Consider the following 13,831-nt stretch of genomic DNA (forward strand, 5'->3'; position numbering starts at 1 on the left):
GAAAAATTCAGGGGCAGGTCAGACTTTCTGCGGGGCACTCTGAGTTGATGCCGGATTAACAGCAAGAATTGCTATAAAGAATGCCACAAAGCAGTATGCGGCGCGAATGGCGTGCATTTTTGGCTTCCTGATTTCGACAGAAGTCAATTTTGTATAGGTAGCAGCGTAGGTAATTGAATTTTTGACAATTGTATCGTGTCGCTCTGTGAGAGCGCTCGAAGTCTCTTACAATTTCGCCTTTGCTTGCTTTGATTGGAGTCAAAAGAAAATGGGCGGTCTTCCAGAGGGGCGGATGAATTCAGTCTAGATCGGCTTTTGGATTCGCGAGTCGGGCATGTACTTATTCAACGGCGGCGCGCAGTGCTCCGCCAAACGCATGTCGTCAAATTACGTTCTTCCACCTCTAGTAACTAATCTTCAGCGGCAACTTCCGTGCCTCTTCGATCAGCTGCCCTACTTCTTTTTCGGACGGCAGAGCGCGCACCAGTTTACGTTGGAGATTGGCCTCTTTCATGTTCTGCGCCAGCCGCGCCGGATTGCGGTGGGTGAACTCGCGCAAGGTGGAGACCCCGGCGGCGCGCAGCAGATCGGCCTTGGCCTTGCCGAGGCCGGGCACCCGCATGCAGTCGGCGAGATTGGCCCATTGCAACAATTGCTGCTCGGTGAGGCCGGTCTTCGCGGCGAGCGCCTTACGCCCCTTCACGGTCCGGGCGGCTTCGAGTAGCGCTTCGGTGGTGCGAATTCCTACCGATTTCAATTTGCTCGCGGCGACCTCGGTGATGCCGTCGAGCTGGGAAATTGGGTATGTCATGGCACTCGATACAAGGTTCAGGTGAACTGGCGGAGCCCGGGCGTGCCCTCGATGATGGCGCCCATTTGGTCCGCTCCGATTTTGTCGCGGCCGGCCTTGAATAGTTCGCGGGCGATCATCTGGATCTCGGAGACGCTGAGCCCGAGCCCGAGCAGTCTGGTGCCCATCGCCATAACACCGCCGCCGCCGATCAGGCGGCTCAGACCGCTGAGCGACGCGTCCGCAGCTTCGATTGCCGCTTCAGCGCCGGAAATGCTGTCGATCAAGGCCTGGACCGGTTGCTGCGGTCCTTCATTGCGGAGAAAGGCGAGAATAATGCCGATGGTCTTGTCGGCAACAGACCTATCCAGACCGGCCTTGTCGGCCAGCCTTTCAATCAACTCGTCCATCACGCCCCCGCCACGCCGGCTCTCAAATGCCGGTCCATGTTGTCGGATCATCCTGATCCGCTCTGCCACGAAACACAAGCGACCCCCGTGATCGTGGCAGTCGTCGCGCGTGATTCGATTCGTCAGTGTTGCAACATTGCAAAACCGCGGTGCCCCATACGCTTTCGAGCAAGCTGGAATCTACGCACCAGACGTTGTTGCGCGTGGTAGGGTGAATATCGCGACAACGTCTCGCCGCGATCGTCGTTGAATGGTTCCGATGGCACAGGCAGGATGCGTGCGGCACCGGGCGACCGATCGCCGGGAATTTCTGAGCGAGGAAACGACAAGATGGCGGCGAGCGGCATCGCGAGTGGTGATACCGACGGCAAGATTTTTATCGGGAAGGGCGAGCAGCCGGCGTGGCTGTCATTGAATCTCGCCAATCGCCACGGCTTGGTGACCGGGGCCACCGGCACTGGCAAAACCGTGTCGCTGCAGGTGATGGCGGAGGGCTTTGCCCGGGCCGGCGTGCCGGTGTTCGCGGCCGACATCAAAGGCGATCTGTCCGGCATCGCCGAGGTCGGCGAGGCCAAGGACTTCATCCTCAAGCGCGCCAAGGACATCGGGCTGACATTCCTGCCCGATCAATTCACCACGGTGTTCTGGGATGTGTTCGGCGAGCAGGGCCATCCGGTGCGCGCCACCGTCTCCGAGATGGGGCCGCTGCTGCTGTCGCGGATGCTCGATCTCAACGACGTGCAGGAAGGCGTGCTCAACGTTGCGTTCCGTGTCGCCGACGACATGGGCCTGCCGCTGATGGACATGAAGGATCTGCGCGCGATGCTCGATGCGATCGCGCCGATCGCTCAGAAGGTCGCAGACAATGGCGACGTCAATGCCGATATCCGCCAGGCCGCCCAGTCGCTCGGCAACGTCACCAAGCAGACCGTCGGCACCATCCAGCGTCAGCTTCTGGTCCTGGAAAATCAGGGCGGCGAGAAGTTCTTCGGCGAGCCGGCGCTGCAGCTCAAGGACTTCATCCGCACCGATAGCCAGGGGCGCGGCCTCGTCAACATTCTCGTCGCCGACAAGCTGATGAGCAATCCGCGGCTGTACGCCACGTTCCTGTTGTGGATGCTGTCGGAGCTGTTCGAGGAACTGCCGGAAGTCGGCGATCCCGACAAGCCGAAGCTGGTGTTTTTCTTCGACGAGGCGCATCTATTGTTCAACGATGCGCCCAAGCCGTTGATGGACAAAATTGAACAGGTGGTGCGGCTGATCCGCTCCAAGGGCGTCGGCGTGTACTTCATCACCCAGAACCCGATCGACGTGCCGGACCGCGTGCTGGCGCAGCTCGGCAACCGGGTGCAGCACGCGCTGCGCGCGTTCACGCCGCGCGACCAGAAATCAGTGGCGGCCGCGGCCGACACCTTCCGGCCGAACCCGAAGCTGGATACCGCCAAGGTGATCACCGAGCTCGGCAAGGGCGAGGCGCTGGTGTCGTTTCTCGAAGGCAACGGCACGCCGGCGATGGTCGAACGCGTCCTGGTGCGGCCGCCCTCGGCGCGGATCGGACCGATCACGCCCGAGGAGCGCAAGGCGATCATTGCCGCGAGCCCGGTGAAGGGCAAATACGATACCGCGGTGGATTCGGAATCCGCCTATGAGAAGCTGCGCGCGCGGATCGAAGGCAAATCTGCCGGCGACGAGGCGGAGCCTGGCAGCGGCGGTCTGTTCGGCCAGCTCGGCAGTATGGTTTCGACGATCTTCGGCACCAATACACCGCGCGGCAAGCTCACCACCGGTCAGGTGGTGGCGCGCAGCGTCGCCCGCACTGTCGCCACCACCGTGGTCGGCGGCCTCGCCGCCGAACTCGGCAAGAAGGTCGGCGGCTCGCTCGGCAGCTCGGTCGGTCGCTCGATCGTTCGCGGCACGCTGGGTGGCATGTTGCGGCGGTGAGACGAGAAGATAGCCGGAATGCAGACACGGGCTGCATCCGGACGTCTTCATAGTTGGAGCCAATTGCCTATCATTCGTCATGGCTGGGTTCGTCTCGGCCGTCCATGTCAACCCGCGGTTCCTGCCGCAAGATGTGGATGCCCGGCACAAGGCCGGGCATGACGAGTTCACATAGAGGAACACTGCATGTCCGCCAGCTCTCACGTTCAAACGGTGCTCGCCCGCGCCGATGCCGATTTCGACTCCGCGTTGCAGCGGCTGTTCGCGTTGCTGCGGATCAAGTCGATCTCGGCCGATCCGGCGTTCACGGCGGATTGCAAGGCGGCGGCGGAGCATCTGGCGGCAGACATCGCCTCGATCGGGTTCATTGCCGAGGTGAGGCCGACCGCCGGTCATCCGGCGATCGTGGCGAAGGCCAAGAGCAACACCGGCAACCGGCCGCACGCGCTGTTCTACGGCCACTACGACGTGCAGCCGGTCGATCCCTTGGAGCTGTGGCACCGTCCGCCGTTCGAGCCGGTTGTGACCGACCATGCCGATGGCCGCAAGATCATCGTGGCGCGCGGCGCGCAGGACGACAAAGGCCAGCTCTCGACCTTCATCGAGGCCTGCCGGGCGTGGAAGGATACGACCGGCGAACTGCCGATCGATCTGACTATCGTGATCGAGGGCGAGGAGGAGGTCGGCTCGAAGAACTTCGTGCCGTTCCTCGACGCGCACAAGAAGGACCTCGCCGCCGACTTCGCGTTGGTGTGCGACACCGGGATGTGGGATCCGGCGACGCCGGCGATCACCACCTCGCTGCGCGGCCTCGTCTATGAAGAGGTGAAGATCAAGGCGGCGAACCGCGATCTGCATTCCGGCGTCTATGGCGGCGGCGCGCAGAATCCGATCCGGGTGCTGACGCGGATTCTCGGCGGCCTGCACGACGAGCACGGCCGCATCACCATTCCGGGCTTCTATGACGGCGTGAAGGATCTGCCTCCGGAGATCCTGGCGCAGTGGAAGGGGCTGAACCTGACGGCCGAGAGTTTCCTCGGCGCGATCGGGCTGTCGATTCCAGCCGGTGAGGATGATCGTTTGTTGATCGAGCAGCTGATCTCGCGACCGACCTGCGACATCAACGGCATCGTCGGCGGTTACACCGGCGAGGGATCGAAGACCGTGATCGCGGCGGAAGCCTCGGCCAAGGTGTCGTTCCGCATCGTCGAAGGGCAGGACCCCAACAAGATCCGCGATGCGTTCCGCGCTTATGTCACCGCCCGGCTGCCGGGCGATTGCCGCGCCGAGTTTCTCGATCACTCCAATGGCGCAGCGATCGCGCTGCCGTGGGACATGAAGCCGCTCACCGCGGCGAGCCGCGCGCTGACCGAGGAGTGGGGCAAGGAAGCGGTGCTGATCGGCTCCGGCGCGTCGATCCCGATCGTCGCCGATTTCAAGCGCACGCTCGGTCTCGACTCGGTGCTGATCGGCTTCGGTCTCGACGACGACAATATCCACTCGCCGAACGAGAAATACGATCTGAACAGTTTTCAGAAAGGGATTCGCTCGTGGGTGCGGATTCTCGGCGCGTTGGCGGATGCACCGCGGTAAACTAACGCCGCGTCACAACGTCACCTCGCGTTGCGCGAGCTTCGTCCTGATCCTCGACGAAGCCGCGCAAGCTCGGAATCGTTCTAGATTGATGTGCGCGGTCGCCTGCGGTGGCGCAACGCGGTCATAGGCGTTGCCTGGCAGGCGATTGCTTCTCGGCCACGTCGGCAATGACGCGCAGGCCGCGCAAATAGGTCACAGCAGGAACAATAGATTCGTTCTAAGTTGTTAGTGCGGTGCTCTGATCGACGTATATCGATTCTAAACCGTACCTCGTTGCCTCTCTCGTCTGCGTCTCCTACCCCGGCCCCAATCATTGGAATTGGGGGCGTTGAGTGAGCAACTTCAAGAACAACAAGAATCGTCTTTACTTGGGCGTCGCGGCAGGCGTCGTCACGGCCACTGTGGCGAGCCTGAGTGCGTCGCCCGTGCGGGCGCAGGAAGCCGAGCGGCGCGTGCTGCCGCCGGTCTCGGTCGATGCGCCGCAGCAACGCGCTCGGTCCGCCACGCGCACCGCGCAGCCGCGCGCCACGCCGCAGCGCGCGGCGCGGGTGGCGCCGCGCCGAGCTGCCGAGCCGCCGCCGCCTCCAGCCGCGCCGCCGACCACGATGGGCTCGACCCGCACCATCGGCGCCCCGGCGCCGGCCTATGCGGGCGGCCAAGTGGCGCAGGGCGGCACGCTCGGCCTGCTCGGCTCGACCAGCGTGATGAACACGCCGTTCTCGACCGTGAACTACACCTCGCAACTGATCGAGAACCAGCAGGCCCGCACCGCGGCCGACACGCTGATCAACGACTCCTCGGTGCGGCTGTCGACCGGCCCGAACGGTTTCGACGACACTTTCCAGATCCGCGGCTTCTCGGTCAGTGCGACGGATATTGGCCTCAACGGTCTGTACGGCTTGGTATCGTCGAGCCGCGTGCCGGCGCAGATCATCGAGCGGATCGAGCTGCTCAAGGGGCCCGGCGCGCTGATCAACGGCATCGCTCCCAGCGGCAGTATCGGCGGCGCCGTCAACATCGTGACCAAGCGCGCCACCGAGGTGCCGTTCGCGCGGGTCACGCCGTTCTTCATGAGCGCCGGCAACTACGGCGTTCAGCTCGACTCGAGCCAGCGGTTCGGCGCCAACAAGGAATGGGGCGTCCGCTTCAACGGCGTCGCGCGCAACGGCGAAGCCACGGTCGACGGTGGCAATTGGCGCAGCGGCGTCGCCGCACTGTCGGTCGACTATCGCAGCGACCGGCTGCGCTGGACGCTCGATGCCATCACCCAGAACGACGACACGAAGAACTTCCGCCCGCAGATGTCCATCCAGACGGGGGTTCCGTTCATTCCCGCGCCGCCGGACGCGCGCAGCAACTGGTACCCCGGAACGGTGTTGAACCAGCGGGATCACACTATCGCATCGGGTCTCGAATACGACATCACCGATTGGCTGACCGCCTATGCCGGCCTCGGCTATCGGCAGGGTGAGAACTACCAGACCTTCCCGGATTCCCGAGTCTCCGGCTATACCGGTGGCATCGATCAGTTCGGCAATTTCCGGCTGATCAACGCTTACTACGACTCGTACACCCAGACGGTCAGCGGCAATGCTGGCGTGCGGGCCAAATTCAACACCGGCTTCATCGGCCACTCGGTGAATGTCGCCTACACCGGCTTCAATCAGGAAGCCGGCAATGCCTATGTGGCCAACTCCGCGGCGCAGTCGGTGCCGTCGAACATCTACAATCCGTCGCCGCTGCCGCTGGTGACGGGCGCGCGCAACGCTCCGCAGAAATCGTCCGATACGACGCTGACCAGCGTTGCGATTGCCGACACGATGTCGTTTCTGAACGACACGGTGCTGCTGACGCTCGGCGCTCGCCAGCAGAACGTGAAGGTGGACAGCTTCAACACCACGACCGGAGCGCTGACCAGCGGCTATGATGCCAGCGCCACGACGCCGCTCGCCGGTATCGTGATCAAGCCGTGGCACAACGTGTCGCTGTACGCCAACTACGCCGAAGGCCTGACCCGCGGCACCATCGTCGGTGCCGGTTACGCCAACACCGGCGCGGTGCTGGCGCCATACAAGTCGAAACAGCAGGAAGCCGGCATCAAGGTCGATTGGGGCACCATCACTACCACCGCAGCGGTGTTCCAGATCACGCGGCCGAACTCGATCCGCAATGCGGCCAACGAACTCGCCTATGATGGCGAGCAGCGCAACCGCGGCGTCGAGCTGTCGGTGTACGGCCTGCTGCTTCCCGGGTTGCGCGGCATGGCCAGCGCGACTTTCCTCAAGCCCGAGTTGACCAATCCGAGCAATCCGCTGGAGCGCGGCAACGATGCGGCCGGCGTACCGGATACGACCGTCTCCGCCGGCCTTGACTGGGACACGCCGTGGGTGCGTGGGCTCGCGCTCAACGGCCGCGTGATCTACACCTCGGGCTCGTATCTGACGAGCGCCAACCTGCCGACGCAGCGCTTCCCGGACTGGACTCGACTCGACATCGGTGCGCGCTACACCACGACCGCGATCACCGGCAAGCCGGTTACCTTCCGCGCCAGCATCGAAAATGTGACCGGCGAAAACTACTGGCTGACCACCGGAACGTTCGTCACCGTCGGCGCGCCGCGGACCTACCTGCTGTCCGCTGCATTCGACTTCTGATCGCATATGCGGTTTGGCAAACACCGTGCCCGGCCTCGTGCCGGGCACCCACGTTTCGAAACAAGGTGATCGGAATGAAAAATCTCTCTCTGGCGATGTTGGCAATGCTCGGTGCGATGACGTCGGCGCAGGCGCATCAGATCTGGATCGAGCAGGCGGACGGCGCGGCCTTGGTGCGGTTCGGCGAGTTCGGCGAGAACCTGCGCGAAGCCTCGCCGGGGCTGCTCGACAAATTCGCCAAGGTGACCGGCACGCTGGTGTCTGCCAAAGGCGAGCAGAAGGCCGAGGCGAGCAAGACCGCGAGCGGCTTCAAACTGCCGTTCGCTGCGGCGGCCGGTGACAGCATCGTCGCCGAAGACGCCGGCTATCCGCTCTACACCTGGAAGCAGCAGGACAAGGAGAGCCGCAACTGGTTCTATCCCGCCGCGCGGCTGATCACCGGATTCGCCGCGCAGCAGCCGAAGCTGCCGCTCGATTTGGTCCCGACCGGGCAGCCGGGTCAGTTCAGGCTGGTGTTCAAGGATCAGCCCAAGCCGAAGACGAAGGTGACGCTGACGACGCAGTCGGGTTGGGCGAAGGAGGCGCACACCGACGCGCAGGGGCTCGTGACTTTCGACATGCCGTGGAAAGGCGTCTACGTCGCCGAGGTCGGTTATACCGATCGCACCGCGGGCGAGCGTGCGGGAGAGAAATACGACGCAATCAGCTACGCCACCACCGTGACCTATGAGAAGGCGGATGGGCTCTCGCCGCTTCCGCCCGGTCCGCCTGCGACGCCGGCTGCGCCGCGCAAATGACGGCGCGGGCGCATCGCCTCCGGTCGATCGGTGCGCTGACGTCGCGCATCGTCGCGGCGCTGCTCGGCGGCTACGGGCTTGCGGCGCTTTGCAGCGTGGCGGTGCTGGCGCTGCCGATCAGCAAGCCGCAGGCGGTGCTCACCGGCCAGCTCGCGAGTTTTACGGTCTGTGCCGTGGTTGTGATCTGGGCGTTCGCGGCGCGTAGCGCGCTGAGAGCTTGGATCGGCCTTGCGATCGTCGCTGCGGTTTTGGCACCGTTGGCGTGGTCTGCGTCGTGAAGCCGCCCGGGACGTGACGATGCCGCACGATCAGCATGCCAAGAACCGAGGCTTCCGGCAGAGCATGTCCGGTCTCCACACCTGGACCGGGCTACTGCTCGGCTGGGTGCTGTATGCGATGTTTCTCACCGGCACGGTGTCGTACTTCAAGGAAGAGCTGTCGCAATGGATGCGGCCGGAGCTGCCGCGCCTGACCCAGCCGCTTGATCTGGCGGTGGTGGCGCAGCGGGCCGCCAGCGAAATCGGGCGGATCGCGCCGAACGCCTCGCAGTGGAGCATCAAACTTCCCGACGAGCGCAGCAATGCAGTCTACGCGTTCTGGCGGATTCCGGGCGGGAAGGGGGCGCGCGCGTTCGGACAGGACCACTTCGATCCGATCACCGGCCACCGTGTCGAGGCGCGAGATACGCTCGGCGGCGATTTCTTCTATCGCTTCCATTTTCAATTCTACTACATGTCGCCGTTCTGGGGACGGCTGCTCGCCGGCCTTGCGGCGATGTCGATGCTGGTGGCGATCTTGGCCGGCGTGATCACCCACAAGAAGATCTTCACCGACTTCTTCACCTTCCGCTGGGGCAAGGGCCAGCGCTCGTGGCTCGATGCCCACAATGCGCTGTCGGTGTTCGGGCTGCCGTTCCATGTGATGATCACCTACACCGGGCTGGTGACGCTGATGGCGCTTTACGTGCCATGGGGTGAACGTGCAGCCATCAAAACGCCGGCCGAACGACAGCAGCTCACTGCCGAACTCAGTGCCTTTATCCAGGCCGGCAAGCCGAGCGGCGAGCCGGTGCCACTGGGCTCGATCGAGGCGATGGTCCGGCAGGCGCAGCAGCGCTGGGGGACGACCGACGTCGGGCGCGTCAACGCCTCCAATCCAGGCGATGCGACTGCGCGCATCGCGGTGACCCGCGGCGATGCGGGGCGGGTGTCGATGAGTCCCGACTACATCGAGTTCGACGGCGTCACCGGGAAACTGCTGGCCGTACACGATCGTGTCGGCGCGGCGGCGGAAACCCGCGGCGTGATGTACGCACTGCATCTCGGCCGGTTCAGCGACCTCGAGACGCGGTGGCTGTATTTCCTAGTCAGCTTCATGGGCACCGCGATGGTCGGCACCGGCCTGGTGATGTGGACGGTGAAGCGCCGTCAGAAGCTGCCCGATCCGGAGCGGCCGTATTTCGGCTTCCGTCTGGTCGAGAGGCTGAACATCGCCAGCATCGCCGGACTGTCGATCGCCATGACGGCATTCCTGTGGGCGAACCGGTTGCTGCCGGTTGCAATGGCGGAGCGGCCGTTCTGGGAGGTCCACCTATTCTTCATCGCCTGGGGGCTGATGCTGCTGCATGCGTTGCTACGGCCCGCCAAGGCGGCGTGGATCGAGCAGCTCTGGACCGCTGCTGCGCTGCTCGCGCTGATCCCGGTACTGAATGCTGCGACCACGCAGCGCCCGCTGTGGCACAGCCTTGCGAGCGGAGACTGGGTGTTCGCCGGCATCGACCTGATGTGCTTGGCGCTGGCGCTGCTGCACGCGCTGCTGGCGATCCGCACCGCGCGGCATGGCGCTCGGGTCCGTCCGACGCGTCGCACGGCAAAGGGGGGAGGGACAACTGCCATCTCTAACGAGGCCGCGACATGAGCCACGCGCTGGCACAGCTTCTCTGCCTGCTGGGCTTCACCGTGCTGGCGTTCGGACTGCGCCGCCCGCAGCACGACATCCTGCGTCGGTCGCTGCGGCGGCCGGTCGTGCTCGCGCTCCGCGCCGCCGGCGGCTGCGCTTTGCTGGCCGCGCTCGCCGTGCTGGTCGATGCCTCCGGCTGGGGCTTCGGCCTGGTCAAGTTCAGCGGCCACACCACGCTGGCCGCCGCATTGGTTTATGTCGTGTTGATCGGCTACGGCCGCAGGTCCGCAATGCGGCAGTGATCGAAGCTCTTGGTCGCCGGCGCGCTAAGCCGAACGCACCGAGCCGAGGAAGTCGGCGACCTCCCGCCTTAGCACGTCGCTGTCGGTGGCCAGCGACTTTGCCGCAGCGAACACGTCGCGCGAGGCGCTCTCGACGTGTTCGGCGCCGCGCTGGACCCGTTCGATACTGGTCCCGACGTGAACCGTCTCAGCGGCGGCCTTGGTGACGTTGTCGGACATCGCCCGCGTCTCGTGGCCCTGCCGCTCGATCGCCGACGCGATGGTGGAGATGGTCTCGGAGATGCGTTCGATCAGGCCGACGATCTCGTCGATCGAACCGGCCGACGAGCGAGTTGCCTGCTGAATGTCGGCGACCTGCCGCTGGATGTCCTGGGTGGCCTTTGCGGTCTGTTCGGCGAGGGCTTTGACTTCAAACGCGACCACGGCGAAACCGCGGCCGGCATCGCCGGCGCGCGCGGCCTCGATCGTGGCGTTGAGCGCCAAAAGATTGGTCTGCCGGGCGATGGTCTGAATCATCCCGACGATGTCGCCGATACGATCGCCGGCGCGCGCGAGTTGCAGGACGTGCTCGCTGGTTTGCCGGGTCTGCTGCACCGCTGCGGCCGTCATCGTGGTCGACTCGACGATCCGTCGGCCGATGTCATCGACCGAGGCGAGCAATTGCTCGGCCGAAGCCGCCACCGTTCCGACACAGGCGCTGACTTCGGACGACACCGAAGCGGTGGCGATCGTGAGCTGGCGCGACGTCTCCGCGGTTTGCGTCAACGAGCCTGCCGATGCTTCCAGCGAGGACGATGCTTGGAAGACAGTCTCGATCACTTTGCCGACCACGATCTCGAAGCCGTCGGCCAGCGTGGTCATGTCCGCCTTGCGACGGTCGGCTTCGATCTGCTGCTGCGCGATCTTGGCTTCGGTCTCGTCGCGCGCCGCTCGTTGCGATGCAGCCTTGAAGGCTTCGACAGCGCGCGCCATCTCGCCGATCTCGTCGCTGCGCTCCAATCCTGGCAGCACCGCCTCGAAATCCCCTGCGGCGAGCCGCTGCATCGCCGCGGTGGTGCGTGTCACCGAGTTGGCGATGCGCTGCCCAACCAGCAAGGCGAGCGCCGCCATTGCCAAGGTGACGCCGCCGACGATCCAGTTGAGCAGGCTTTGGACCTCGGCTGCGCTCGCCTGCGAGGCCCGATAGCGTGTCTCCGCGCTCGCCACCAGCGCATCCAGAGTCGGCCGGTTGCGGGCGAACACCGAGGCGAAGTCGTCGATTTCTTCGTTCAGACTCTGCTGGCTGACCATGAAGGCGAGGAAGCTCGACTTGTAGCCGCCGATCAGCGCAGTCAGTTCCTTCGCCCGGTCGGGAGCAAGATCGCTCTTGGTCAGCGCGGCGGCGAAGTCGGAGGCGCGCTCGATCAGGGCATCGCCGTCCTTCTCACGTCCCTTCTGAATGAACTCTTTTTCCAGGCGTCGCATCGTCAGCATCAGCACCGATAGGCGAGGATCGTCGATCTCGGCCAGCTTCGCTTCGAGCCGCTTGGTTGCATCGCGCAGTCTGCCTTGCAAACCATCCTGCTCGGTGAGGCCGAGCACGTGCTTGGCCGACAGCAGATTCTGGAAACGCGTGAGATACAGATTCAAGCCGGCCAGCAGCGCGGTCGATTGCTTGGTCGCTTCGTCGCCGTCCGATTGGCCGAGGCGCCGCTCGATGTCCTGCAGTCTGCTCTTCGCCGACGCTGCGACGGCATCGTGCTTCGCGATCAGCTTTTCGTCGGATGTGCGCAGGAATTCGTGCGCGATCAGTCCGGCTTGCAGATAGTCCGACGATAGTTGCATCACGTCGAAGCGCAGCGCGACGCTAGCGTCGGATCGACGCTCGGCATCGGCGGCCGAACGCAGGCCGACGAGACAGGCCGCGCCAACCAGTGCGACCCCGATCAGACCCAATAATGCGATCTGAATACGGAGGCCGATCTTGATGCGATTGAAGGGCGATTTCAGGAGGCGTTTCGAGGCGGAGTGCAACTGACGCATTGGGTGGCCGGAGCTCGTGACAGTTTTGCGAACGTTGTGTGTTCGTATCTCGCCGACTTGTTAGTTGTCGGCGCGTCACCCATGGACCGCAGACGACAACATTCGGTAAATCGACAAACGAGATTTGTCGAAGAGAGGCAAATCGAGAATCGATTGATTACTTGCGCGTGTGTGCTGTGTCGTTCGCTAGTGTGGCGACGGTGGTGGGGAGTGCGGCGAAATAATTATGTCACAAATCGGAGCGGCTGCAGGATCCGCGGTATGCCGAAGCAAAAACGCCGCCCGGAATTGGGCGGCGTTTGGATTCCAATAGCGTAGAGGGTGATGCAATAATCATATCATCATGGCGTCGGATTTCAACCTTCGACGATCAGAGCGTCACTGCCAAGATGAGATGCCCGCGAAGCAATCCATAATCTTGGTGGACTCGCTGAATTGCTTCGCTGGCGCTCGCCATGATGGGGATAGGTCTCAGCTCCGATAGCTCGGGTCGATGCGGTCGAGCTTGCGCAGCAGCGGCGGCCACACCAGCTTCGTCGAGCGCAGCTCCATCGAGTCGCGGTTGGCGATCAGGTCGTGGTTCTTGTCGATGACCATCTGCTCGAGCGGATAGGCGGTCGGGCCGAGCATCTTAGTGCGGACCTGCATCGTGCAGGCGCGCTCGAGATGATACATCCGCTCGAAAGCCGAGGCGACGGTGCGGCCGACCGTCAGCGTGCCGTGATTACGCAGCAACATGTGGTTCTTGTCGCCGAGATCGCGCTGCAGGCGCGGACGCTCGTCGTGATCGAGCGCGACGCCTTCGTAGTCGTGATAGGCAAGGTCGCCGGTGACGAAATGCGCGGTCTGGTTGATCGGCAGCAGGCCGTCCATACAGCTCGCCACCGCGGTGCCGTCCGGGGTGTGCAGATGGATGACGCAACCGGCGTCCTCGCGGACTTCGTGAATTGCCGAATGGATGGTGAACCCGGCCGGGTTGATCTTGTACGGACTTTCTGTGAGCTGGTTGCCGTCGAGGTCGACCTTGACCAGGCTGGAGGCGGTAATCTCGTCGAACATCAGCCCGTAGGGATTGATCAGGAAGTGGTGCTCGGGGCCGGGCACCCGGGCCGAAATATGAGTGTCGACCAGATCGTCCCAGCCGTACAGCGCCACCAGACGGTAGCAGGCGGCCAGATTGACCCGTTGCTCCCATTCGGCCTCGGTCATGTCGGCGGGAACTTCTCTCAGGCGTGCGGCTTCGGCTGGCGACATGCGTTTCCTCTTCCTGTGGGCGCCGTTGTCCGACGCGTTGACGTGGCGGAAGCCTAGTGCTGCGAATGTCTTGCAGCAAGCGTCGACCGAAGCGCGGCAGGCATGTGGCCGGGTGGCGTTCCGAGTCGGCGGGAAGCGGCAGGGGCTCGCAACCGCCGTGCCAACA

General features: G+C 64.0%; 11 protein-coding genes. 7 read left to right on the forward strand and 4 right to left on the reverse strand.

Annotated elements, in window-relative coordinates:
• Window positions 1-403: 403 nt before the first annotated feature.
• Together M9H71_RS20650 and M9H71_RS20655 are read right to left on the reverse strand one after the other, a co-directional pair.
• Window positions 404-811, reverse strand: coding sequence for a DUF4332 domain-containing protein (locus M9H71_RS20650; RefSeq protein ID WP_455406789.1), 408 nt, complete (start codon window positions 809-811; stop codon window positions 404-406).
• Window positions 812-828: 17 nt separating this feature from the next.
• Complete coding sequence (locus tag M9H71_RS20655) at window positions 829-1,200, reverse strand: DUF2267 domain-containing protein (RefSeq protein ID WP_455406790.1); 372 nt, start codon at window positions 1,198-1,200, stop codon at window positions 829-831.
• 330 nt (window positions 1,201-1,530) lie between these two features.
• On the opposite strand from M9H71_RS20655, the gene M9H71_RS20660 reads away from it, so the two are divergent.
• The 7 genes from M9H71_RS20660 (at window position 1,531) to M9H71_RS20690 (ending at window position 10,389) form a co-directional block, all read left to right on the forward strand.
• Window positions 1,531-3,141 (forward strand): helicase HerA-like domain-containing protein, encoded by a 1,611-nt coding sequence (locus M9H71_RS20660; RefSeq protein ID WP_455406791.1) that lies wholly within the window; start codon window positions 1,531-1,533, stop codon window positions 3,139-3,141.
• Between the two features lie 186 nt (window positions 3,142-3,327).
• Window positions 3,328-4,734 carry a M20/M25/M40 family metallo-hydrolase gene (locus tag M9H71_RS20665; RefSeq protein ID WP_455406792.1) on the forward strand — a complete coding sequence of 469 codons (1,407 nt, stop codon included), beginning with the start codon at window positions 3,328-3,330 and terminating at the stop codon, window positions 4,732-4,734.
• Window positions 4,735-5,069: 335 nt separating this feature from the next.
• A complete protein-coding gene (locus tag M9H71_RS20670; RefSeq protein ID WP_455406793.1) occupies window positions 5,070-7,391 on the forward strand; it encodes a TonB-dependent receptor in 2,322 nt (773 codons plus the stop codon).
• 74 nt (window positions 7,392-7,465) lie between these two features.
• Window positions 7,466-8,188 carry a cobalt ABC transporter substrate-binding protein gene (locus M9H71_RS20675; RefSeq protein WP_455406794.1) on the forward strand — a complete coding sequence of 241 codons (723 nt, stop codon included), beginning with the start codon at window positions 7,466-7,468 and terminating at the stop codon, window positions 8,186-8,188.
• Entirely contained in the window at window positions 8,185-8,466 is a 282-nt protein-coding gene (locus M9H71_RS20680) for a DUF3649 domain-containing protein (RefSeq protein ID WP_455406795.1), read from the forward strand. Before M9H71_RS20675 ends, M9H71_RS20680 begins: the two co-directional genes overlap by 4 nt.
• Before the next feature lie 19 nt (window positions 8,467-8,485).
• A complete protein-coding gene (locus M9H71_RS20685; protein ID WP_455406796.1) occupies window positions 8,486-10,105 on the forward strand; it encodes a PepSY-associated TM helix domain-containing protein in 1,620 nt (539 codons plus the stop codon).
• The gene (locus M9H71_RS20690) at window positions 10,102-10,389 is read left to right on the forward strand and encodes a DUF3325 family protein (RefSeq protein ID WP_455406797.1); all 288 of its coding nucleotides are present in this window, start codon (window positions 10,102-10,104) and stop codon (window positions 10,387-10,389) included. The genes M9H71_RS20685 and M9H71_RS20690 overlap by 4 nt, the downstream gene beginning before the upstream one ends.
• Window positions 10,390-10,413: 24 nt before the next feature.
• Here M9H71_RS20690 and M9H71_RS20695 read toward each other — a convergent pair whose 3' ends face one another.
• Together M9H71_RS20695 and M9H71_RS20700 are read right to left on the reverse strand one after the other, a co-directional pair.
• Entirely contained in the window at window positions 10,414-12,411 is a 1,998-nt protein-coding gene (locus M9H71_RS20695) for a methyl-accepting chemotaxis protein (protein WP_455406798.1), read from the reverse strand.
• 471 nt (window positions 12,412-12,882) lie between these two features.
• The gene (locus tag M9H71_RS20700) at window positions 12,883-13,665 is read right to left on the reverse strand and encodes a class II aldolase/adducin family protein (protein ID WP_455406799.1); all 783 of its coding nucleotides are present in this window, start codon (window positions 13,663-13,665) and stop codon (window positions 12,883-12,885) included.
• Window positions 13,666-13,831 lie beyond the last annotated feature (166 nt).

The sequence above is a fragment of the Rhodopseudomonas parapalustris genome, assembly GCF_053772255.1.